Source organism: uncultured Thermosynechococcus sp., assembly GCF_937958135.1.
Lineage (GTDB): Bacteria > Cyanobacteriota > Cyanobacteriia > Thermosynechococcales > Thermosynechococcaceae > Thermosynechococcus.
Genome location: NZ_CALGOG010000030.1, coordinates 1 through 23,292, shown reverse-complemented (window position 1 = coordinate 23,292; position 23,292 = coordinate 1). Strand labels below are relative to the sequence as shown.

Annotated in this window: 21 protein-coding genes and 1 pseudogene; 14 read left to right on the top strand and 8 right to left on the bottom strand. The window is 54.6% G+C overall.

The window, feature by feature from the left end:
* Positions 1-30 precede the first annotated feature (30 nt).
* The 5 genes from Q0711_RS04060 to Q0711_RS04040 are packed head-to-tail and all read left to right on the top strand — an operon-like array spanning position 31 to position 6,831.
* A complete protein-coding gene (locus tag Q0711_RS04060) occupies positions 31-555 on the top strand; it encodes a GNAT family N-acetyltransferase (protein ID WP_298611300.1) in 525 nt (174 codons plus the stop codon).
* Positions 556-593: 38 nt separating this feature from the next.
* A complete protein-coding gene (purL, locus tag Q0711_RS04055) occupies positions 594-2,879 on the top strand; it encodes a phosphoribosylformylglycinamidine synthase subunit PurL (protein WP_298611301.1) in 2,286 nt (761 codons plus the stop codon).
* On the top strand, positions 2,880-4,328 hold the full coding sequence (purF, locus tag Q0711_RS04050) for an amidophosphoribosyltransferase (protein WP_298611303.1): 1,449 nt from the start codon (positions 2,880-2,882) through the stop codon (positions 4,326-4,328).
* Positions 4,325-6,175, top strand: coding sequence for a S9 family peptidase (locus Q0711_RS04045; protein WP_299041705.1), 1,851 nt, complete (start codon positions 4,325-4,327; stop codon positions 6,173-6,175). The genes purF and Q0711_RS04045 overlap by 4 nt, the downstream gene beginning before the upstream one ends.
* 5 nt (positions 6,176-6,180) lie before the next feature.
* On the top strand, positions 6,181-6,831 hold the full coding sequence (locus tag Q0711_RS04040) for a riboflavin synthase (protein ID WP_298614050.1): 651 nt from the start codon (positions 6,181-6,183) through the stop codon (positions 6,829-6,831).
* Between the two features lie 368 nt (positions 6,832-7,199).
* Here Q0711_RS04040 and tsf read toward each other — a convergent pair.
* Together tsf and rpsB are read right to left on the bottom strand one after the other, a co-directional pair.
* A pseudogene (gene tsf / locus Q0711_RS11650) lies at positions 7,200-7,844 on the bottom strand (translation elongation factor Ts); the annotation flags it as partial.
* Between the two features lie 17 nt (positions 7,845-7,861).
* The gene (gene rpsB, locus Q0711_RS04030; protein WP_298614054.1) at positions 7,862-8,653 is read right to left on the bottom strand and encodes a 30S ribosomal protein S2; all 792 of its coding nucleotides are present in this window, start codon (positions 8,651-8,653) and stop codon (positions 7,862-7,864) included.
* 189 nt (positions 8,654-8,842) lie between these two features.
* Between rpsB and Q0711_RS04025 the strand changes: the two genes are divergently transcribed.
* On the top strand, positions 8,843-10,216 hold the full coding sequence (locus Q0711_RS04025; RefSeq protein ID WP_298614056.1) for a ParA family protein: 1,374 nt from the start codon (positions 8,843-8,845) through the stop codon (positions 10,214-10,216).
* 107 nt (positions 10,217-10,323) lie between these two features.
* On the opposite strand, the gene Q0711_RS04020 is transcribed toward Q0711_RS04025, so the two are convergent.
* Genes Q0711_RS04020 through Q0711_RS04010 form a run of 3 tightly spaced genes read right to left on the bottom strand, consistent with a single transcriptional unit; the run spans position 10,324 to position 12,442 of the window.
* Positions 10,324-10,911, bottom strand: coding sequence for a 4'-phosphopantetheinyl transferase superfamily protein (locus Q0711_RS04020; protein ID WP_298614058.1), 588 nt, complete (start codon positions 10,909-10,911; stop codon positions 10,324-10,326).
* A 1-nt stretch (position 10,912) separates the two neighbouring features.
* Positions 10,913-11,350: a hypothetical protein gene (locus tag Q0711_RS04015; RefSeq protein ID WP_298614060.1), complete on the bottom strand. Its 438-nt coding sequence runs from the start codon at positions 11,348-11,350 to the stop codon at positions 10,913-10,915.
* 60 nt (positions 11,351-11,410) lie between these two features.
* Positions 11,411-12,442 carry a Gfo/Idh/MocA family oxidoreductase gene (locus tag Q0711_RS04010; protein ID WP_298614104.1) on the bottom strand — a complete coding sequence of 344 codons (1,032 nt, stop codon included), beginning with the start codon at positions 12,440-12,442 and terminating at the stop codon, positions 11,411-11,413.
* Positions 12,443-12,595: 153 nt separating this feature from the next.
* On the opposite strand from Q0711_RS04010, the gene queC reads away from it, so the two are divergent.
* From queC to Q0711_RS03985, 5 genes are all read left to right on the top strand, one after another.
* Positions 12,596-13,294 carry a 7-cyano-7-deazaguanine synthase QueC gene (gene queC / locus Q0711_RS04005; RefSeq protein WP_298614062.1) on the top strand — a complete coding sequence of 233 codons (699 nt, stop codon included), beginning with the start codon at positions 12,596-12,598 and terminating at the stop codon, positions 13,292-13,294.
* Positions 13,295-13,420: 126 nt separating this feature from the next.
* Positions 13,421-15,343, top strand: a complete 1,923-nt coding sequence (gene dnaK, locus Q0711_RS04000) for a molecular chaperone DnaK (RefSeq protein ID WP_298614064.1) — start codon at positions 13,421-13,423, stop codon at positions 15,341-15,343.
* 207 nt (positions 15,344-15,550) lie between these two features.
* Positions 15,551-15,715 (top strand): hypothetical protein, encoded by a 165-nt coding sequence (locus Q0711_RS03995; protein WP_011057571.1) that lies wholly within the window; start codon positions 15,551-15,553, stop codon positions 15,713-15,715.
* 10 nt (positions 15,716-15,725) lie between these two features.
* Positions 15,726-16,025, top strand: a complete 300-nt coding sequence (locus Q0711_RS03990) for a TMEM165/GDT1 family protein (RefSeq protein WP_298614067.1) — start codon at positions 15,726-15,728, stop codon at positions 16,023-16,025.
* 122 nt (positions 16,026-16,147) lie between these two features.
* Complete coding sequence (locus tag Q0711_RS03985; protein WP_298617278.1) at positions 16,148-16,684, top strand: hypothetical protein; 537 nt, start codon at positions 16,148-16,150, stop codon at positions 16,682-16,684.
* Here Q0711_RS03985 and Q0711_RS03980 read toward each other — a convergent pair.
* From Q0711_RS03980 to Q0711_RS03970, 3 genes are all read right to left on the bottom strand, one after another.
* Positions 16,674-17,048 (bottom strand): YraN family protein, encoded by a 375-nt coding sequence (locus Q0711_RS03980; protein WP_298614074.1) that lies wholly within the window; start codon positions 17,046-17,048, stop codon positions 16,674-16,676. The two genes, Q0711_RS03985 and Q0711_RS03980, sit on opposite strands and share 11 nt — an antisense overlap.
* 5 nt (positions 17,049-17,053) lie before the next feature.
* Positions 17,054-18,334, bottom strand: coding sequence for a glutamyl-tRNA reductase (locus tag Q0711_RS03975; protein WP_298614076.1), 1,281 nt, complete (start codon positions 18,332-18,334; stop codon positions 17,054-17,056).
* Positions 18,335-18,590: 256 nt separating this feature from the next.
* Positions 18,591-19,892: a valine--pyruvate transaminase gene (locus tag Q0711_RS03970; protein WP_298614078.1), complete on the bottom strand. Its 1,302-nt coding sequence runs from the start codon at positions 19,890-19,892 to the stop codon at positions 18,591-18,593.
* A 146-nt stretch (positions 19,893-20,038) separates the two neighbouring features.
* On the opposite strand from Q0711_RS03970, the gene Q0711_RS03965 reads away from it, so the two are divergent.
* The 3 genes from Q0711_RS03965 to Q0711_RS03955 form a co-directional block, all read left to right on the top strand.
* Entirely contained in the window at positions 20,039-21,325 is a 1,287-nt protein-coding gene (locus Q0711_RS03965) for an efflux RND transporter periplasmic adaptor subunit (RefSeq protein WP_298617276.1), read from the top strand.
* Between the two features lie 8 nt (positions 21,326-21,333).
* Positions 21,334-21,753 (top strand): VOC family protein, encoded by a 420-nt coding sequence (locus tag Q0711_RS03960; protein WP_366519084.1) that lies wholly within the window; start codon positions 21,334-21,336, stop codon positions 21,751-21,753.
* Between the two features lie 55 nt (positions 21,754-21,808).
* Positions 21,809-23,292, top strand: a 1,484-nt coding sequence (locus tag Q0711_RS03955) for a leucyl aminopeptidase (RefSeq protein WP_298617273.1), incomplete at its 3' end; no start/stop codon positions are given.

The window sequence follows — 23,292 nt, the reverse complement described above, 5'->3', positions numbered from 1 at the left end:
GGGTCACTTTTCCATCTCCAGCATACTTGCATGAGCTTCTGGAAATCGCTGTTCAATTCGCAACCAACTGCGAGTGCCACCACTACGTCCCCTAGTGTAGGGTCTCAGGCAGAACGGGACAATGGCACAGAAAGTAAGATTATTTTTAGCAAAGAAAAAGACATTGACGTCTATGAGCTAGAAGAACTCTGTGATGCCGTGGGCTGGGCGCGCCGTCCCATTCGCAAGGTAAAAAAGGCAATTCAGCATAGCTTTTTGGTGCTCTCGATGTGGGAGCAGCGGGGTGCCTATCGTCGTCTCATTGGCTTTTCGCGTGCCACCTCTGACCATGCTTTTAATGCCACGATTTGGGATGTGGTGGTGCATCCAGAATTTCAGGGGCGGGGGCTAGGTAAAGAATTAATGCGACAGATTATCAAAGAACTCCGCAGTGAGGACATCAGCAACATTACCCTCTTTGCCGATCCCCATGTGGTGGACTTTTACCGTCAGTTGGGCTTTCGCCCCGATCCTGAGGGGATCAAGGGAATGTTTTGGTACCCCAATTCCCGCTAGAGCCGATAATCAGTAACGTAGCCGAATAATCCTTTGCCATGAGCCAAACGCCCCTCGTCACCGAGGCTGAGATTGCTGCCGAAGGTCTCAAGCCCCAAGAGTACAGCGAAATCGTCCGTCGCCTTGGCCGCCATCCCAACCGTACGGAATTGGGGATGTTTGGCGTGATGTGGTCAGAGCACTGTTGCTATAAGCACTCCCGTCCCCTGCTCAAGCAGTTTCCCACCCAAGGGCCACGGGTACTTGTCGGTCCCGGCGAAAATGCCGGCGTGGTGGATCTTGGGGATGGGTTGCGCCTTGCCTTTAAGATTGAGTCCCACAACCATCCCTCGGCCATTGAACCCTTTCAGGGGGCAGCAACTGGGGTCGGGGGGATTCTGCGGGATATTTTCACGATGGGGGCGCGCCCCATTGCCCTGTTAAACGCCCTGCGCTTTGGCGACCTCAAGGAGCCTAAAACCCAACAATTGGTCAAAGGCGTGGTGGCGGGGATTGCCCACTATGGCAACTGTGTGGGCGTGCCGACGGTGGGGGGTGAGGTGTATTTTGACCCTTGCTATCGGGGGAACCCCTTGGTAAATGTCATGGCTCTGGGACTCATGGAAACGCCGGAGATTGTCAAAGCCGCAGCCAGCGGTGTGGGAAATCCCGTCCTCTATGTGGGAGCCACAACGGGGCGTGATGGCATGGGAGGCGCTAGCTTTGCCAGTGCGGAGTTGACCGATGAATCCATTAGCGATCGCCCCGCTGTTCAAGTGGGGGATCCCTTTCTGGAAAAATGCCTCATTGAAGCTTGTCTTGAAGCCTTTCAAACCGGTGCTGTGGTGGCTGCCCAGGATATGGGGGCAGCGGGGTTGACCTGCTCCACATCGGAAATGGCCGCTAAAGGCGGTGTCGGTATTGAGCTGAACCTAGACAAGGTGCCCGTGCGGGAAGCGGGCATGGTGCCCTACGAGTTTCTGCTCTCGGAGTCCCAAGAACGGATGCTCTTTGTGGCGGCTCAAGGGCGGGAAGCGGAACTGATGGAGATTTTTCATCGTTGGGGCTTGCAGGCCGTGGTGGTGGGGCAGGTAATTGCAGAACCCGTGGTGCGGGTACTCTACCGAGGCGAGGTGGCCGCCGAGGTACCTGCCCGTGCCCTAGCGGAAGACACGCCTGTGTATGAACGGCAGTGCCCCGGTGAGCCGCCAGCCTATGTACAACAGGCACAGCAGTGGTCAGTGGAGCAATTGGCTCTCCCCTGCCAATCTCCCTCGGAGATCTTACTCACCCTCTTGGCCACCCCCAGCATTGCTTCCAAGGCATGGGTCTATCGCCAGTACGATCACGAAGTACAAAACAATACCCTGGTTTTTCCCGGCGATGCCGATGCTGCCGTGATTCGCCTGCGGGGCACTCAAAAGGGGATTGCCGCGACCGTAGATTGTCCCAGTCGTTACGTGTACCTAGATCCCTACGAGGGGGGCAAAGCAGCAGTGGCGGAGGCCGCCCGCAATCTGAGTTGTGTCGGGGCAGAGCCTCTAGCTGTCACCGATAATCTCAACTTTGGCAGTCCAGAAACCCCCGTGGGGTATTGGCAATTGGCTCAAGCCTGCCGCGGTCTTGCTGAGGCCTGTCGGGCGCTAGGGACTCCGGTGACTGGGGGGAACGTCTCCCTCTACAACGAAACCATTGATAGCAACGGCCAGCCGCGACCCATCTATCCCACGCCGGTGGTGGGGATGGTGGGGTTGGTTCCCAACTGGCAGCAGGTTGTGGGGCAGGGCTTTCGGGCAGTAGGAGATGCTATTTACCTATTGGGCTTGCCTCTGACAACGCCTCTAAGTGATCCGCGTATCAGCCTAGGCGGGTCGGAATACCTTGCCCAGATCCATGGCCTTGTGGCGGGTCGTCCGCCGCAAGTTGATTTAGACTTAGAGCGGCGGGTGCAATCAGTGTGCCGCTATGGCATTCAGGAGGGGTGGATTGCCAGTGCCCACGATTTGAGTGAGGGGGGCTTAGCCGTGGCCTTGGCGGAAAGCTGTCTCAGCGGCCAGCGGGGGGCGAAGATTCAATTGCCGGTGGGTACCTATCCCCGCTGGGATGTGCTGCTATTTGCAGAAGGGGGAGCGCGAATTCTGGTTTCGGTGCCGCCGACGAAACAGACAGCGTGGGAAGCCTATGTACAGGCGCAATTGCCCGACGCTTGGACACGCCTAGGGGTTGTTAATGGTGAACATACAGAACTGTGTATTGACACCTGTGACAATTCTCCGCTCATCAAGGTTACCATGGAAGAGTTAGCTCTTGCGTGGCGATCGCCCCTGCCAAAGTATTTGGACTAAATGACAGAACAACAATTTGCGGACAAGCCGGAAGAAGCCTGTGGGGTATTTGGGGTTTATGCCCCCGGCGCAGATGTGGCTCGCCTCGCCTACTTTGGTCTCTATGCCTTGCAACATCGAGGTCAGGAATCCGCAGGAATTGCCACATTTGCGGGTGACACGGTGCACTGCCACAAGGATATGGGTTTGGTGTCCCAAGTCTTTAACGAAGAGATTCTGGGACGGCTGGTGGGAGACTGGGCAGTCGGTCACAACCGCTACTCAACCACAGGGTCTAGTCGCATTGTCAATGCCCAACCCGTAGTGGTAGAAACTCGCCTAGGGTCTTTGGCCTTGGCCCACAATGGCAACTTGGTGAACACCTATGCCCTGCGGCAACAGGTGCTGGCCTGTGAGGCGCCGCCAGCGGTGTTGGCGAGTACAACGGATTCAGAACTGATTGCTTGGGCGATCGCCCAAGCGGTAGCCACGGGGCAATCGTGGTCAGAGGGCATCATTACTGCGGCTCAACAGTGCCAAGGAGCCTACAGCTTGGTGATCGGTACGCCGGCGGGATTGTTTGGACTGCGGGATGCCCACGGCATTCGTCCCCTGGTGATTGGCCGCCTGCTGACAGAGGGGAAGTCTCACTATGTCCTTGCTTCGGAGACCTGTGCCCTCGATATTATCGGCGCTGACTATGTGCGGGAGGTGGAGCCGGGGGAGTTGGTGCACATCAGTGCCAGTGGCATGGAGAGTGTGCAATGGGCAGAATCCCAACGGAAACTGTGCATCTTTGAGATGATTTACTTTGCCCGCCCCGACAGTGTCATGCAGGGAGAAAGCCTCTACAGCTACCGCCAGCGCCTAGGGCAGCAGTTGGGGCGTGAAGCGCCCGCCGATGCCGATGTCGTGATTGCTGTCCCCGATTCTGGGGTACCAGCGGCCATTGGCTTTTCCCAAGCAACGGGGGTGCCCTATGCCGAAGGCCTAATTAAAAATCGCTATGTGGGGCGCACGTTTATTCAGCCCACCCAGTCAATGCGGGAGGCAGGGATTCGGATGAAGCTGAATCCGCTGCGGGATGTGCTGATGGGACAGCGGGTAGTGATTGTGGATGACTCCATTGTGCGGGGCACTACTAGCCGCAAAATTGTCAAAGCCCTGCGCGATGCGGGTGCCGTCGAAGTTCACATGCGCATTTCTTCGCCCCCTGTCACTCATCCGTGCTTTTACGGCATTGATACCGACAGCCAAGATCAACTCATTGCCGCCACCAAGTCTGTGGCGGAGATTGCAGCGCAGATTGGCGTGGATTCTCTAAGTTACCTTAGTTGGCAGGGCATGATTGCGGCTACCTACGATACGGGCGATCGCTTTTGTTCCGCCTGTTTTACGGGCAAGTATCCGATTAATATCCCTGAGCCGGTGAAACGGCAAAAGTTGGTACTTGAGCAAATTCCCCAATGAGTCTGGACTACGGTGACTGGCCTTCCCTCCTCTCTGCTGACCAAGTTAGTGCAGCAACCACAAGTATCAGCGAATTGCGCTCGACTCCCCTTGGCCTAGCTTGGTTGGAGCGGCGTCCCCAGGAAAAGGGGCGAGTCGTACTGGTGCGCCAAGGGCAAGACCTGTTGGCGGCTCCCTGGAGTGTGCGATCGCGGGTGAATGAGTACGGCGGCGGCGCCTACTGGTGCCATGGTGATCAGATTTACTTTGTCAATGATGCCGATCAGGGCATCTATGCTCTGCGCGACGCTACCCCCCAGTTGATCTATCGGGCTGACAATTGCCGCTTTGCCGACGGCTGTGTCGATCCTGGGCGCGATCGCCTGCTGTGTGTTGAAGAAGTGCATCCGCCGACGGGGAGATCGCAGCAGTCCCTTGTTGCCATTTCCTTTGCGGGGAAACGGAGTCCTTTGGTTCAAGGCGCTGGTTTCTACGCTGCACCGCGGTTGAGTCCAGAAGGCAACACCCTGGTCTGGCTGCAATGGTCCGCGCCCCAGATGCCGTGGGATGGCTGCGAACTGTGGGGGGCAACGGTCAAGGGAGACGGCACGCTGGGAACCCCTTACCGCATTGCCGGCAGCAGCGAGGAATCCGTGCAACAGCCCCAGTGGCAGGGAGAGGCTCTCTACTACATTAGCGATCGCTCCGGCTGGTGGAATCTCTACCGTTACCGTAACGGTCACCATGAGGCCGTTTGGCAAGCTCCCTATGATGCCGGCGTGCCCCTGTGGGTCTTTGGCCAATCCACCTATGCTCTTGTAGATCCTGAAACTGCGGTGTTGACCTATAGCGATCGCGGGCTGTGGCGGCTGGCGGTGGTGTCTTTAGAAACAGGGGAATGGCAAACGGTGCCGACGGACTATACGGAAATCCATTCCCTAGTGCGCTTGAGCGATCGCGCCGTTGCTTTTATTGGCAGTTCACCCCTGTTGCCTCCCCATATTGTGCAGTTCAATCTGGATGACGGCACCCCCACACCGCTGCAACCCATTGCTGCTCCTCTGCCGCCGGCGTGGATCTCCCAGCCGGAGGTGATTGAATTTCCCACAAGTGACGGGGCAACGGCCTATGGCTTTTTCTACCCGCCCCAAAATCCTCAGGTACAATCCCCAGTAGGCTCACGCCCACCCTTGATCGTCAGATGTCATGGGGGGCCGACGGCTGCCAGTGGTACAGGGTTCGACCTACGCACCCAGTTTTGGACAAGTCGCGGCTTTGCTGTATTGGATGTCAACTATCGCGGCAGTACGGGTTACGGGCGCGCCTATCGCAATGCCCTGCGGGGACAGTGGGGCGTGATGGATGTGGCGGACTGTGCTGCTGGAGCACAGTATCTGGTGGCTCAAGGACGGGTAGCTAGCGATCGCCTAGCCATTCGCGGCAGCAGCGCCGGGGGCTACACTGCCCTTTGCGCCCTGACGTTTACCACGACCTTCCAGGGGGGGGCAAGTTACTACGGCATTGGCGATCTCATTAGCCTGCTTAAGGAAACCCATGCCTTTGAAGCCCATTATTTTGATCAACTGATTGCTCCCTATCCCGCAGGGGCAGACCTCTACCGCCAGCGATCGCCCTTCTACCATGCAGAACACCTCACCCGCCCGGTGATTTTCTTTCAGGGGTTAAAGGATGTGATCGTTCCCCCAAGCCAAGCGGAACAGATGGTGGCTGCCCTACAGGCCAAAGGCGTTCCTGTGGAATATTACACCTTTGCTGAAGAGGGTCATGGCTTTCGCCAAAGCAGTACGATCGCCACCGCCCTTGCGGCAGAGCTGAGATTTTATCAAAGACATTTACTGAAAGGTTAATAACAATGTTTACTGGTATTATTCAGGCGATCGGTATGCTCCAGCAGCGCTCCGAGTCCCAGTTGGTGATTACAGCCACGGATGCCCCTTTCCTTGGGGACGTGGCCGTTGGCGATAGTATCGCCGTTGATGGTGTCTGCCTCACAGTGGAAACCTTTGATGCCACGGGGTTTACGGTCAGTGTCTCCCCGGAAACGCTGCAGCGCACGACATTGGCAGCCAAAGCAGCAGCAGGAGCCATGGTGAACCTAGAACCTGCCCTGCGAGTCGGGGATAAAGTGGGTGGCCACTTTGTTACGGGTCATGTGGATGGTGTCGGCACCGTCCTGGCGATCGCCCCCACCGGTACCAGCTGGGAGTTCACCTTCTCCGCGCCTGAGTGTGTTGCTGCGTACATCATTCCCAAGGGGAGCATTGCCATCAATGGCATCAGTCTCACCGTTGCCCATTGCAATGAAAAAGGGGATGAATTCAGCATTGCTGTCATCCCCCACACCTACGCAGAGACCACATTGCAATTTCTCAGGCTTGGTGACGAAGTGAACCTAGAGGCGGATTTATTGGGTAAATATACCCATAAATTTCTCCGCTTTCCATCTACCTCACCGCCCGCAGAAATTGACCTCGCATTTCTCCAAGCCCATGGCTATGCCTAGGGGCATTACTTTTTCTTCTTGCTGGCACGGGATTTGCTACCCGCCTTTTTAGCGGCAGCACCGAATCCTTTACTCTCAGGAGCCGCTTCAGGCGGAGCTGTTTCTGCCGTCGTTTCAAGGGCTGCCTCTGTGGTGGTTTCAGGAGCTGCCTCTGCCGCAGTTTCAAGGGCTGCCTCTGTGGTAGTTTCAGGAGCTGCCTCTGCCGCAGTTTCAAGGACTGCCTCTGTGGTGGTTTCAGGAGCTGCCTCTGCCGTAGTTTGAGGGGTCGTCTCCGGCGTGGTTGCCGCTGTGGCTTCAGGGACACTGACAGTTTCGGTCGCTTCCCTTGGGGCTTCAGCCGCTTTTGCAGCGGTGCTCATGGCTTGGGTTTGGGCGGCCACCTCCTCAGCAAGGTTAGTTTCTTGCTTCTCAATTCCCTCACCGAGGACAAAGCGTTGAAAGCGGCGAATGCGGATATTTTCCCCCAGCTCGGCAATGTGCTCTTTGACCAACTCCTCAACGGTCTTGGACTGATCGCGGATAAAGGGCTGGTTGAGCAGACACAATTCTTTGAGGGTTTTTTCCAGTTTGCCCGCCACAATTTTCTCCTTGACTTCAGGAGGTTTCCCCTTCAGAGCATCGGAGCCGAGGGCAATCTGGCGCTCTTTTTCCTTATACTCAGGGGGAATATCGTCCATTGAGACAAATTCCACATTGGGACAGGCAGCAATTTGCTTGGCAATGTCCTGGACAAGGGCTTTGAATTTCTCGTTGCGAGCCACAAAGTCGGTTTCGCAGTTGACTTCCACAAGCACACCAATGCGCCCGCCGGTGTGAATGTAGCTATCCACTAGACCTTCAGCGGTGACCCGCCCGGCTTTTTTGCCGGCGGAGGCCAGACCCTTCTGCCGCAACCAGGCAATAGCGGCTTCCATATCGCCGTTGGATTCCTGCAAGGCTTTCTTGCAGTCCATCATGCCGGCACCGGTCTTTTCCCGCAGTTCTTTGACTAGTTTGGCTGAAATCTCTGCCATAATCTGTTCCTCAAGGATTAAGCATCAGAATCTTCTGGAATATCTAGAGCCTCAGCGTCGCCATCTTCGCTGGTGGTCATCCCCTCCTCGTCCTCCTCAGCGAGATCCGTTTCGAGTTCCTCCAACTGACCATGGCGGCCTTCGTAAATAGCATCGGCTAGTTTCCCCACAATCAGCTTAATCGAACGAATGGCATCATCGTTAGCCGGAATGGGAAGATCCACTTGGGTAGGGTCGCAGTTGGTATCCAGCAGGGCGACGATGGGAATGCCTAATTTGTGACACTCAGCAACGGCGTTGTATTCCCGCTTCACATCAACGATAATCGCCACATCGGGGAGTCGCCGCATCTGTTTGATCCCACCAAGGTATTTTTGCAGCCGTGCCAGCTCTCGCCGTAGGGTCGAAGCCTCCTTTTTGGGGCGCAGATCAATGAGGCCGCTTTCCTCCATACTTTCCAATTCTTTGAGGCGCTCCACACGGGTTTTAATGGTGCTCCAGTTGGTGAGCATCCCCCCCAGCCAGCGCTGGTTCACGTAGTAGCTGCCACAGCGGAGAGCTTCCTGTTCGATAATGCCGGCGGCTTGGCGCTTAGTACCAATAAACAAAAAGCGCTTGCCTTTTTCAGCGGCGTTGCGGACGTAGTTGTAGGCTTCATCCAGCAGTTGGGCGGTCTGGACAAGGTCAATGATGTGCACCCCATTGCGAACGGTGAAAATATAGGGTGCCATGCGGGGGTTCCAGCGGCGGGCTTGGTGGCCAAAGTGAACCCCTGCCTCTAGCATTTGGGCAAGGCTCAGAACTGCCATTAAGTTGTACTCCTATGGGTTCAACAACCATTCGTCCATCATCCGGTGAGGACACCCAAGGGGACGAATGTGAAAGATTTGCAGACTTATTATCATACTCAATGGGCAAGACCTTTGGGAAGTGCTCTTGACGCTCGGAGGGGGTCAACCCATTCTGAAAAATTCAAGACGGCTGGGTGGTGCTTGACAGTGGATATTTCCCGCTTGCGATCGCAATGGCAACAAATTCACAGTGATGAGACCTGTGCAGCCGTTGTTGAGCAGCACTTTGTGCAACCCCTGCTGAGTGTGTTGGGCTTTAGCGATCGCGATCGCCTCTCCTTTTTTGACACCGGTGCGGGCATTGCCGATGTGGCAGCACGTTTCCCCCGCGAGAATCAGCCTCCCTTTTGTCAAACTCAAGTTGACCCCGATTTAATCGTTGAGATTAAAACTCCCGCTCGTCGCTCCCGTAATACGCCGACTCAAACCGTGGCCTTGAACCTTGACAGTCGTTCTACCCATCAGAGTCGCGCTCTACAACAGCTACGGCAACTTCTCAGTGGTTGCCATTGTCAACGAACCACTTGGGGGCTGATCACGAATGCCCGCCATCTACAGCTTTTTCAACGCCATGGCCACTTGGTCTATCCAGCCACGCCCAATTATGAACTGACGGGCGATCGCCTTGAGGGAATTATCGAAGACCTCAAAACCTGCTTGCAATCTCGCCCCCGTGCCATCACCCTGTGTCTCTATAACCACAAGGGGGGAGTGGGCAAAACCACCACCACGATTAACCTAGGAGCCACCCTTGCCGTGGCGAATGCCGCGGTGTTGCTCATAGATTGCGATCCCCAAGGGGATCTCAGTCGTGCACTAGAATTAACGCCCACCAATACAACGCTCGCCAGTTGCCTGCAAAACCCTGAGGAGCCGATTACAGCCACGATTCGCCCCTTTCACTTGCGCATCCGCACCAGCAGCAGCATTCAGTCTGCCCACATCTTTGATGTCATTCCCGCTGCCCCTGACTTGCAAAGCATTCTGATTCAGGCAATGCAAACGCAAAATCCACCCATTACCCGCCTGCGGGAATGCCTCTTGCCGTTGCGCGATCGCTACGACTACATCCTCATTGATTGCCCTAGTGCGTGGCTTTTCTTAAGTAAGAGTGCCGTATATGCCAGTGATGCTGTTTTGATTCCCACCCGGCACACGGATTTATCTTCGCTCAACAACGCCGCTCAGGTTATTCATCAGTTTCTTTTTGGTGAGATTCACACCCTTCGCCGCGAAGGGGGGCCCCTTCCTTTGCCCATTTTCTTTAATGGTGCCCCTACCACAGACAAGGCGATGGCCGTTGCCCAAGCAGAAATTGAAAGGATTCTGCAGAAACTCCCCCACCTCACCCCCTACTTTTGGCCACAGTATCAAGCCAATGACACAAGTGTATTTGCCATCCCTGAATATGCCATTATTTCCCGTGCTGCCTTTGCCCGTGTCCCTGCGGTGTTCAAAGATAAGCGTGTCTTAGGCTTCTATCAGACATTGGTGCAGACCTATCTTCAGCCTTTGACGTAACAGACAACCTTTTTAGCAGAATTCATAAAAAATCTGATAGCGCTCTTTTTGTTGGTGGCAGGGCTTCTGGCAAAGAGGACACTGTTTGACCAAGTGTGAATATCCATTTATTTCATCGCTTCTGGCCGAAAAAAGAAACACTGGGGAGCAGTTGGCGCTAGCACAACAACACTGGCAATGGCGCGATCGCCCACCGGAAAACTGGCTGCCCAATGTTCTAAAGGCTGGGCTGCTGTCCGCTGCCATACCCCTATCCCCTGAGCTTTGAGCCATGCTTCGTAGTAGGTCCAGGCCTGCAGAAACAGGCAATCGCCCTCCCCTAATATCCTTTCTTGCAGAGCAGCGCCAAAAAACCGCCGACTAATGGCCAGACGCTGAGGACAGGAGCGCAAGATTTCCACATCTACCCCCACAGCGGCTCCGCCACTGACGGCCAACACAGCTAAGCGACCACTATGGCTCCAGTTAAATTCCAACGCATCCAAATAGGGCTTACCCCCGGCAGCACGTGGTAGGGGCTTCTCCCCAAGATTCGGTTGATAGCAACGTAGATAGGTGCGCAGGACAACCTCACTGGGAACCTCAGGGGGAAGCGTTAGCCACCAAAGATGCAGCGTATGGGAATCTAGGGTGAGATCGGGGTGTGGCGTCTGCCATTGAGGGGCAATAACTGGGGGTAAGGACGCATCCCACACATTAAAAACTGAGGCGTTCTTTTAGCAACAATAGGTGAGTACGGGGATTAATTGGGCTGCGGGGCAGCGGTAACTCCAAGTTGGGCCAATTGGGGAGACTCGCACAGGGACAGTGCACAGGGGGCAACCCATGGTAGGGTAGGGGCACAGGCATTTGGCAGCGGGCACAGGGGGTAATGTCCCAAGAGTCGCTGAGGAGTTGGGCAATCGTCTCCGTCGTGTCCTCAAGAAAGCATTCTCCTGCTTGACCGGAGAGCACATAGGCCCAGCAGGCCTCAAAGGCCTGACTGTAGCGATCGCCCTGAAGGACAGGTTGCGGCAGCACAGTATGCTCTCCACCCCAGATACACAGTCGTTTGCCCAACTGAAACCAGTAGGCGAGATAGGACTTTACCTTGGCTTGGGCAGCCAAAAAGGCACAGCCTTCCAACTCCATCATTGACACAACCCTCGCTGCTGTACTTACTACCCTAGCGCAAGAAAACGAGGGCGATAGAGCCTAATGAATCGCCGCCAAAGAGGCATCCAACTGCCCCCAACTGTGGCCATCAAGGGCCAACTGCTCAATGAGACTGGCCAAGCGCAATGCTTTGAGGGCTTGCTCCCCACCCACCGAGGGGGGATGACCGCCCCGCACACAGTTGACGAAGTGCTCCAACTCTGCATGGAGGGGTTCAATATTGCTGGTATAAACCTTCTCGATCAGGCCGTCTTGGCGGTAGAGGACTTGGCCGTGATCAGTGCTGCAGGAGGCGGTGGTTTTGCGGTGAATGAGAATCTCGTTTTTTAGGAAATCCGCCTCCGTCAGGGAATTTTTGCAGTGGGCAGCTATGCGCCGTTGCTTGCGGTGGGTGACTTTACTGGCGGTGAGGGTGGCAATAATGCCGTTGGCAAACCCCAAGGTAGCGGTCACGTAGTCCAGATACCCGGAATTGGCAGAGCGACTGCCTGCCGCTGTCAGGCGTACCACAGGGGAATTGGTGAGTTCCAGTAGCAGGTCAATGTCGTGGATCATTAAATCGAGAACGACTGAGACATCATTGGCGCGATCGGAGTAGGGACTCATGCGATCGGCCTCAAGGGCAAGGATTTCCTCCGTGCGTAGGACTTTGCTCAATTCTTGAAACGCAGGGTTAAATCGCTCAATATGCCCCACTTGGAGAATGCACTGACACTCCGCTGCCGTATTCACGAGGGATTCTGCTTCACTGATACTGGCGGCAATGGGTTTTTCCACCAAAACATGCACCCCGTGGCGCAAGCAGGTAATGCCCACTTCGTGGTGGAGACGGGTGGGTACGGCAATACACACCGCCTCAACATGGGGCAGCAAATCCACATAGTTTTCAAAGAATTTCACCCGATATTTGCTGGCGGTATCAATGCCCCGCTCCAGATTCACATCAGAGATGCCCACAAGTTCGACATCTTTAAGTAAACTCAAAACACGGGTGTGGTGCTGACCCATATTGCCAACACCAATAACGCCAATGCGCAGTGGTTCGGGCTGGGGACGGACGGCAAAGCTCATGTTTAGTTCTTTCACTCCTCTACGCAACCGGGGAAAGGTTTGGTGTTGGCGATCGCCCGCCGTAAGTAGTAGGTAAATATCCACAGGATGAACATTTTCAGAAAGATGCTACCACAGCATTGCCAAATGTAAAGTTTTTGATAGACAGGTAAGATGACGACACAAAAGGCCGTTGTGTTGCTCTCAGGCGGGTTAGACTCCAGCACCGTCTTATTTCGTGCCAAAGCGCTGGGCTATGCCTGCTATGCCCTCTCCTTTGACTATGGACAACGCCATCGGCGGGAGTTAGAAGCAGCGATCGCCATTGCTAAGGCAGCAGGCGTTCTTGAGCATCAAATTCTCTCCCTCAATTTACGGTTGTGGGGTGGCTCTGCATTGACGGACTCAACCATTGACCTGCCCTGCGATCGCGATCTGGCCACCATGAGTCAAGAGATTCCCGTCACCTATGTTCCCGCCCGCAATACGATTTTCTTGAGTGTTGCCCTCGCCTATGCCGAAGCCCTAGGAGCGCAAACGGTGCATATTGGCGTCAATGCCCTTGATTATTCTGGCTATCCCGACTGCCGCCCCGACTATATTGCCGCCATGCAGGAGGTCTATCGCCTTGGCACCAAGCAGGGGCGTGAAGGTCAGCCCATTGAAATTGTGACGCCCCTCCTCGAACTTCATAAAAAAGACATTATTCGTCTTGGCAATGAATACGGCGTACCTTGGGAAAAAACATGGTCGTGTTATGGTGAGGGTGAACAGGCCTGTGGTCGCTGTGATGCCTGTCGCTTGCGTCTAGCCGCCTTTGCCGAATTGGGGCTTGTAGATCCTTTACCTTACGCGGTTGACCACCCGTTGTAGGTTCGGTAAATCCCCCTTTTGCTTCCAGTAGGAGCGATCGCACTATAGGTAAAGAGAGAGGGTTAAGCCCAATATGGGTGCTGTGCCCCGCATCAAAGTTAGCCTGCAAAGGGAGTTTTCGTCGCTATGGCAAAAGTTGTTGGAATTGATCTGGGGACCACCAACTCCTGTGTGGCCGTCATGGAAGGGGGCAAGCCCACGGTTATTGCCAATGCTGAAGGGTTTCGGACAACGCCCTCCGTTGTTGCCTACACCAAAAATGGCGATCGCCTCGTGGGTCAAATTGCCAAACGGCAAGCAGTGATGAACCCCGAAAATACCTTTTATTCTGTGAAGCGCTTTATTGGCCGTCGCTTCGATGAGGTGACCCACGAAGCCACTGAGGTCTCCTACAAAGTTTTGAACGTCAATGGCAATGTCAAGCTGGATTGCCCTGCCCTTGGCAAACAGTTTGCCCCCGAAGAAATCTCTGCTCAGGTTCTGCGCAAACTCAAAGAAGATGCCAGCAAATACCTTGGCGAGGAAGTCACCCAAGCGGTGATTACCGTGCCTGCCTATTTCAACGACTCGCAGCGCCAAGCCACCAAAGATGCTGGCAAAATTGCCGGTCTGGAAGTGCTGCGGATCATTAACGAACCCACCGCCGCCTCCTTGGCCTATGGCCTTGACAAAAAAGCCAATGAAACCATCCTCGTTTTCGACCTTGGGGGTGGTACCTTCGATGTGTCCATTCTCGAAGTGGGTGATGGCGTGTTTGAAGTGCTCGCCACCTCTGGAGACACCCACTTGGGCGGTGACGACTTCGATAAAAAAATTGTTGACTACTTGGCTGAGTCCTTCCGTGCCCAAGAAGGCATTGACCTGCGCAAAGACAGACAAGCACTGCAACGGCTCACGGAAGCGGCAGAAAAAGCCAAGATTGAACTCTCCAGCGTCATGCAAACGGAAATTAACCTGCCCTTTATCACCGCAACGCAGGATGGTCCGAAGCACCTTGACATGACGCTCACCCGCGCTAAATTTGAGGAACTCTGCTCTGATCTGATTGATCGTTGCCGTGTCCCCGTCGAGCAAGCCCTCAGGGATGCCAAACTCACTAAAGAGCAGATTGACGAAGTGGTTTTGGTGGGAGGTTCCACCCGTATTCCCGCGATCCAAGAGCTGGTCAAACGGCTATTGGGCAAAGACCCTAACCAGAGTGTGAACCCCGATGAAGTGGTGGCTGTGGGTGCTGCCATCCAAGCTGGGGTGCTGGCAGGGGAAGTGAAGGATATTCTCCTTCTGGATGTTACGCCTCTGTCCCTAGGGGTGGAAACCCTTGGTGGTGTGATGACCAAAATCATTCCCCGCAACACCACGATTCCGACGAAGAAATCCGAGATCTTCTCCACTGCTGTTGATGGTCAAACCAATGTGGAAATCCACGTCCTGCAAGGGGAGCGGGAAATGGCTGCCGACAACAAGAGCCTCGGTACCTTCCGGTTAGACGGCATTCCTCCGGCACCCCGTGGCGTCCCCCAAATCGAAGTCACGTTTGATATTGATGCCAACGGCATCCTCAATGTGACCGCTCGCGACAAAGGCACCGGCAAACAGCAGTCGATTAGCATCACAGGCGCCTCAACGCTGCCTAAAGAGGAAGTGGAACGCATGGTGCGCGAAGCGGAAGCAAACGCCGCCGCCGACAAAGCCAAACGTGAGAAAGTTGAAACCAAAAACCAAGCCGAGCAACTCTGCTATCAGGCTGAGAAACAGCTGAATGAGCTGGGGGATAAAGTCTCAACCAGTGATAAAGACCGTCTCACCTCCCTCATTGCCAACCTGCGTTCGGAAATCGGCACTGAAGCTGAGAAGAAGCCCATTGAGTCCATTAACTTTGAACGGGTGAAATCCCTGATGCAGGATCTGCAACAAACCCTCTACAGTGTCGGCTCCAGTGTCTACCAAAGTGCTCAGTCCAGTGATGGAACTGGCTCCGGCAGCAGCGGTAGCAGTGGTAGTAGCGGTGACGACGAAGTGATTGACGCTGAGTTCTCGGAAACTAAATAGTCCCGCCCATTGGCAACTTTCTGCCAGAACAAGGCTCCTCCTCCCCCTAGGTCAAGGCTTAGGGGGGTTCTCATTTCCTTTGGTGCAGTATGCTTGCAGCTTTTGCGAGGGGAGACTTCTTGTCCTCAGGGAAAAATTACGATATAATATTATTCCTGTACTTAATTTTTGTTGAATGCTGAGACCACCCCTACCATCGAGGTAAGCATGGCCAAACGCCGCAATCCCAAGAAAGAAAAAGCCCTTCGTAACCAAGCCTATGCTCGCAAGTTTCGCAAGCGTTCTTCGGGTCGCTACAGCCGCCGCCTAAATACAGAAAATCGCCCAGAGACGAAGACCACTGAAACTGTTGAGGAAATGACGGACGCCTAGAGGGCAGTCGGTGATTAAGCGCGCGTTGCCATGGCGAGAGTTCGGAGTTGCGTTTTTAACCGTCTTTTGGGCTGAATTTGCCGATAAGACTCAAATTGCTGTATTTTTCATGGCTGCCCGCGCTGCTTCTCCTTGGCTAGTATTTTTGGGAGCAGCTTTAGCCTTAGTGACGACTAGTTTAATTGGGGTATTGATTGGTCGCTGGTTGTCACGGTACCTCTCAGAACAGCGATTACAAACACTGACGGGCAGCAGCCTGTTAGCGATCGCCCTTTGGCTATTGTGGGATATGTTGCACCCAAGCCTCTGATGACCGAGATCACAAATCATCACTGAAGGGATCGAGGGAGAGAGTTTCTTCAGTTGACAGTTGCCCCCTGCTAAAGTGAGGGGATAAACTTGGGCACGCTGATTATCTTAGGCACTGTCTAAGTGGGTGGACACCTGAGGAGACTGTGGAGAATCCCATCCCAAGTCATTGAACTGTGGTCGTTCTTCACGAGTGTTGCCGATGCACCTTTGTTTCGCCTTGAGCGGGAAACCATTTCCCGGCGTTGGCTGTTTCAAGTGGTGCTACTTCTTATCCTTGTTGCAATTCTGGCGCGCTTTTTTAAGGGAGTGCTGAAAGATCAGCTCCTACCCCGCTTGGGCTTGGATTTAGGTAACCGCGAAGCCATTTCCACCGTTGTCAGTGGTGCCGAGGGGCACTGGGTTCCATTATTGTTCTACAAGCAGTGGGGATTAACCTTAATGATGGCCATGACGGCTACGGTGTTGTTTGTTTTGCCCAGGGAGGGATTTGAACAGTTGCTAAAAGAACACCCTGATATTGCAGGGGCGATCGCCCGCCGTCAGGATGTGCTGGTGCAACCTCAACAGGAGCTGCGGCAGCTGAGTGGCCAAGAGGAGGATCAAAGTTGTCCCATTCAGTGGATTCGCGATCGCTTGCAAAAGCTACTCAATTGGTGAAATCCAGTGTAAATGCGTGCTCCAAGTATCGGTGCAGCCGGTAGGTACCTGCCCGGTATCGCACCAAGGCGACATCGAAGCAACAGGGACGATCTTGCCACTGGGGTTGACATTCTAGGAATGCTTGGGCGGCCAAGATGAGTCTTCGTTGCTTGCTGGGGGAAATAGCACCGAGGCCATCGCTATCCCAGTTGTGGGAACGGCGGGTTTTCACTTCAACAAAGTGTACCGCTCCCTCCGAATCACAGGCAACAATATCCAGCTCTCCCCAAGGGCAAGACCAGTTCTGAGCCAAAATTTGACACCGCTGGGTTTGCAGCCATGCGGCGACCACCGCTTCTCCGCGATCGCCCACGTGGCGCATAGACCTTAAGCTTCAATGGGTTCGAGATTAAACAGGTTTTGGAGGGTTTGCATAGCGCGTTGACGACTCTCTAAATCCCGTTGAGATTGTAGTTGCACTGTCGGGTCATGGAGAATTTTGTTGATAATTGTGCGCGTCATCGCTTCAATGACCCCTTGGTGCTTTTCGGCAAACTCACTACCCAAGCGTGAGAGGGCTTTTTCCAGTTCTTGAGTGCGGATGGCCTCCATTTTTTGGCGCAGACTGCGGATGGTCGGAATCGTTTCTAGGGCGTGCCACCAAGCCAAAAAGGTCTCTAATTCCTCCTCAAGGATACCCTCGGCCTCTTGAGCCAATTGGCGCCGCGCCTCTTGGTTTTGGGCAACAACAGCTTCGAGATCATCCACGTTAAAAAGCTGCACACTGCCCAATTCCGTCACGTTGGCATGGACATTGCGGGGCACGGAAATATCAATGATGGACAGGGGGCGATCGCCTGTGAGCACTGACCCTAAATTTTCCCGATCCAAGAGGGGTTGTGTCGCTGCTGTGCCCGTAAAGACCAAATCCATGGCGGCCACAATCGGCAGGAGATCCGTCATGGTAAAGAGTTCAAAGCGCACTTCGGGAAACTGCTGCGCGAGTTCCTGTGCTCGCTCCAGGGAGCGGTTGATAATACTGATTTCCTTGACGCCACGGGCAATTAGGTGCTGCACCAGCAAGCGGGACATTTTGCCCGCACCGACAATGGCAATACGGCAATTCTGGAGATTCTTTAAGTGCAGATCTGCCAGTTCCACCGCCGCTGAACTAATAGAGACTGCGCCCGTCCCAATACTGGTTTCGGTGCGAACCCGCTTGCCGGCCGCGATCGCCGCCGTAAAGAGGCGATTGAGAATCGAACCAATGGACTTGTACTGCTGCCCCAACTGATGACAGCGTTTCACTTGGGAGAGAATTTGTCCCTCGCCAATCACCAAGCTATCCAGACCCGATGCCACCCGCATGAGGTGCATGACTGCATCCTGATGCAGCAGGATAAAGAGATAGGGACGCAGTTGGGGCAGGGGAATGTGGCTCCGCTCACTGAGAAACTGATGCACTTCCCGCACCCCCACCTCAGTGTCACTGGTAACAATGTAAACTTCTAGGCGGTTACAGGTGCTGAGGATGGTGGCTTCCTGAATATGGGCGTAGCCGCATAGATGTTGTAGTGCCCGCTCCCGCACATCCTCTGGCACACTCAATTTTTCGCGCACATCCACGGGGGCGGTTTTGTGACTCAGGCCAATGACAGCAATATTCATAGGAATCGGTTGACGTTCGGCTACAACTCCATCAATTGTTGTATCAAGATTCTTGAGCTTCCTTCACGCTTGTTTGCAAGTCTTTACCAAAGGCTCCCGCTGCCCCAAGAGTCGCACTCCCGTCAGTGCTTGTCTCCTTGGGATTAGCCTGCCCCTCAGGTTGTTGCTGCCGCCCTCTTCAAAACCCTACAGGGGGGAACTCCAGAAAATCTGCCGAGGCCTATCTAACAAATCGCTGTTTGGCGGCTCCCCAACTTTAGGCAAGGACATCGGAATAGGAGCGGCTAGGGGATTCTTGATAGACTTGGGTAATGGTGGCAGCCAGTCGCTGCATGCCTAGGACAATGTCCTCATCACTGGCGGTAAGACTAATGCGCAAGCACTCCTGTTTGTGGCGCCACGGCTCGTTCAAACCGGGGAAAAAGGAACTGCCGGGGACGACAATCACCCCTGCTCGCTTCAAGTGTTGATACAATTCCCAATCGGTCATGGGTAAGTCCCGCAACCACAGCCATGCGAAAATCGCCCCCTCACCGCGATGCAAAAACCAAGGAATGTTGTCGGGCAAGGCAGTGCGCAGGGTTTCTTCGAGAACGGTAAACTTGCGCTGATAGAAGGGACGAATGACATTGACAGACACTTCGGCTAGGGCACCATTGGCAATGGCCAAAGCCGCGATCGCCTGACCGTAGCGCGAGGCATGAATACAGGCATTGGTTTGAAAGGCTTCCAGAGCACTCAAGATTTCGCGATCGCCGATGGCAATTCCCACCCGTTCCCCCGGCAACCCTGCTTTGGAGAGGCTGAGGCAGTGGACAATATTGCCACCAAAGATAGGGGCGAGTTCCGTAAAGTTCAAACTGGGATAGGGGGGGCCATAGGCAGCATCAATGAGGACAGGAACCCCGTAGGGTACCGCCAGATCCGCAATTTGCCGCACTTCCACATCGGTGAGCACATTCCCCGTGGGATTGCAGGGGCGAGAGAAGATGACGCAGCCGGTTGTCTCGTCAATGTGCAATTGTTGAAAGTCGGGACGATACTTAAATGTGTGATCTGTTTCAAAAATCTCAAGGCGGGGGCGATAGGCAACAACGGTATCGGGGCTGAGGCTGACGCCGCCGTAACCGGTATATTCTGGACTTAAGGGAAGAACGACTTTTTTGAGTTCGCCGTTAGCACTAGGGCCGCCAAAGGCATTGGCTGCAAAAAAGTAAATGGCCTGACTGCCGGGCGTAACCAAAACATTGCGCTCCGTCAGATTTAAGCCATAGCGGCGATTAAAATCATCCACCACAGCGGCAATCAGTGGCTCATACCCCTGGCTTGTGCCGTAGCGGCAGACCACTTGGCCGAATTCTGGACTGGCCATTAGCTCGTGGGTACAGTCGCGCCACAGTTGCTCCACTTCAGGGAGAATCAGGGGATTGCCTGCACTCAAGTTAATTAGGTCTTGACCGCGGTTGAGGCGCAGTGTCTCGATAATATCCTTCATAATTGCCCGAACTCCCGTCAGCTGGGACATTTGCTGGCCAATCTGGGAGAGTGCAGGATTCATAGGCAAAGGACATAGACAGTACTGGTTAGGATAGCATCTGCACTTCTATTGAGGGAGAGATGGAACCCATAGATACCGCCAATACAGTCATTCGGCTGGGGGACTGTAACATAACGTTAGAATAGGGCAAGAATTGTAAAGCATTCATGGCGGCGTTTATTCCCTTTGTCGGTAAACCTTCTTCCCTTTGGCGATCGCTGGTGATTGGGGTGATTGCTGCCGGTGTGATTGGCAGTGGTGGACTGCTGTGGTGGCGATCGCGGCAAACGCCCCTTGATCTGGATCGCTACACCGTACCGGTTCAAGACAGTCGCGATTTGGTGGCTCGGATTGCTGCCACCGGCAAAGTGGTGCCGGTGCAAACGGTAAACATTAGTCCAAAACGGGCAGGGTTGCTGGCGGAACTCTACGTTGAGCAGGGAGATCGGGTCAAAGCGGGTCAAATCATTGCCCGCATGGATAACCGCGATGAGCAGGCGCAACTTGCCCAGGCTCAGGCCAATCTGGCCGACGCCATTGCCCGTCGCGATCGCGTGGTTGCCGGCAATCGGGCCGAGGAAATTGCCCAAGCGGCAGCTCAAGTGCAAGCAGCGGCTACCCGTGCCCAATTGGCTGAAGAACGCCTGAAACGCAATGAATTGCTCGCGGCTGAAGGCGCGATTCCCCGCGATACCCTTGACGAACTAAAAGCGAATCGGGAGAGCGCGATCGCCAACCTGAATGAAGCGCAAAAGCGGCTACAACTCCTGCAGCGTGGTGCCCGCAGCGAGGAGATCCGCCAAGCAGAGGCCGCTGTGGCGGCGGCCCAAGCCCAAGTCCAAGCTGCCCGTGCTGCCCTTGAAGATACAGTGATTCGCGCACCGTTTACGGGAATCATTACCCAGAAGTATGCGAATCCGGGGGCATTTGTTACGCCAACAACCACCGCTTCGGCGACCACCTCTGCCACTTCCACCTCCATTGTGGCGATCGCTAAGGGCTTAGAAATTCTTGCCGAAGTGCCGGAAGTGGATATTGGCCAAGTACGGGTGGGGCAACCCGTTGAAATCCGAGCCGATGCCTATCCAGGAGAAACATTTAAGGGGCAAGTGCGCCTAGTGGCACCCGAAGCCGTTGTCGAGCAAAATGTCACCTTTTTTCAAGTGCGGGTTTCCTTGGTTAGCGGGCTGGATAAACTGCGCTCCGGCATGAATGTGGATTTAGATTTTCTAGGGCAAGAAATTAACAATGCCCTTTTGGTGCCGACAGTGGCCATTGCCGTTGAGCGCGGCCAAACGGGGGTTTACGTGGTGGGAGAAAACCAGCGGCCAACATTCCGCCCGGTCACCATTGGCAGTAGTTGGCAAGACAAAACCCAGATTATCCGCGGTGTCCGTGCCGGTGAGCGCGTCTTTATTGACTTTCCTGAGCGGCTGCGTCCAAAACCAGAGTAATTATGGCCTTGCACCATGTGTCCATTCGCACCGCCAATATTCAGCGGGCGATCGCCTTCTATGAATGCCTGGGTTTTACCATGGAGGTCCGCTTTACCACAGGCTATACCCTTGCCTGTTGGCTCAAGGGCTGGCACAGCCGCCTCGAACTGCTGCAGGTGCCTGAACCCCAGCCGCCTGCGGATCCTTTTCACAATGAACACTACGTCGGCTACTACCATCTCTCCTTTGATCTGAGTGACTATCCTGATCCCCTTGAAACATGGCTCAATCAGGTGGCACAAACCCTGAAGGCACAGGGTTTACCCTTTGAGCTATTGCTGAAGCCCACTCAGCAGGTGATTGGTTCTCACCTCTATCACGTTGCCTTTATTCGTGACTGCGATGGCTTGCCCCTTGAATTTTTGCAGTGTCTCGGTTCCTGTTAGGGCCTAAACGCCGATAAAATAAAGGAGTTAAGAGATTTTTGGGTCGTCCATAGGCATGCAGCTGCAAACAACCACTACAGCAATTTCCGACTGGTCGGGGGATTTACTGGCGATCGCTGTCTTTCAAACGGAAGACACCCTTATCCTCACCGACCCCTACACGACCCTCGATCAACGGCTCAACGGTCTATTGCAAGACCTGATCACCGAAGGGGAATTTCAAGGCAAATCTGGCACCTCCCTGCTGATGCGCCTATTGCCTAACTTCCCCATCAAGAAACTGCTGCTTGTGGGGCTAGGCAATCGCGATGAATTTAATCTCGAAACCCTCCGCCGTACCGCTGCCACCATTGCCCGCACTGCCCGTCGCGAAAAAGCCAAAACCGTGGCAATGGCCCTGCCCCATGAGACCCTAGATGCAGCCGATGTTGCCCAAGCCATTGCCGAAGGGACGCTCCTTGCCCTCCACAGCGATGTCCGCTTCAAGTCTGATCCCGAAGCCCGCAAGTTACTCCCCTATCCCGAATCCGTGACTCTGTTGGGTCTAGGGGAACAAGCAGCGGCGCTGAACCGTGCCCAGCAAATTTGCGACGGCGTGATTTTGGCTCGCGAACTGGTGAATGCACCCGCCAACCAAGTGACCCCCGTTACCCTGGCGGAAACAGCTCAGCAGCTGGCAGCTACCTACGGCTTGAGCGCAAAGATTTTAGAGCGGGAGGAATGTGCCGCCCTTGGCATGGGCGCCTTTTTGGGGGTGGCTCAGGCGTCAGATTTGCCGCCGAAATTTATTCACCTCACCTATACGCCGGGGGGCACGGTGCAGAAGAAAATCGCCCTGGTGGGTAAGGGTTTAACGTTTGATTCGGGTGGCCTCAACCTCAAGACCCAAGGGGGCATTGAAACCATGAAAATGGACATGGGGGGAGCCGCCGCCGTTTTAGGTACTGCCAAGGTCATCGGTCAACTCAAACCCCCCGGCATTGAGGTGCACTTTATTATTGCCGCTACTGAAAACATGATCAGTGGGCGTGCCATGCATCCGGGGGATATTCTGACGGCCGCCAACGGTAAAACCATTGAGGTCAACAACACTGATGCGGAGGGTCGCCTCACCCTTGCTGATGCCCTGGTCTATGCTGAGAAATTGGGGGTAGATGCCATTGTGGATTTGGCCACGCTGACTGGAGCCTGTATTGTGGCTTTGGGAGATAACATTGCCGGTCTTTGGAGCAATAACTCAGAATTGGCGCAAGCCCTACAACAGGCTGGCGATCGCTCCGGCGAGAAGTTCTGGCAAATGCCCCTTGAAAACAAATACTTTGAGGGCATGAAATCCCAAGTGGCGGACATGAAAAACACCGGTCCGCGATCCGCAGGTTCAATTACCGCAGCCCTATTTTTACAACAGTTTGTGGATCACACCCCTTGGGCTCATCTTGACATTGCCGGTCCCGTTTGGACGGAAAAAGAGGATGGCTACAATAATCCCTGTGGAACAGGCTATCCTGTGCGCACGCTAGTGGAGTGGCTATGCAGTCT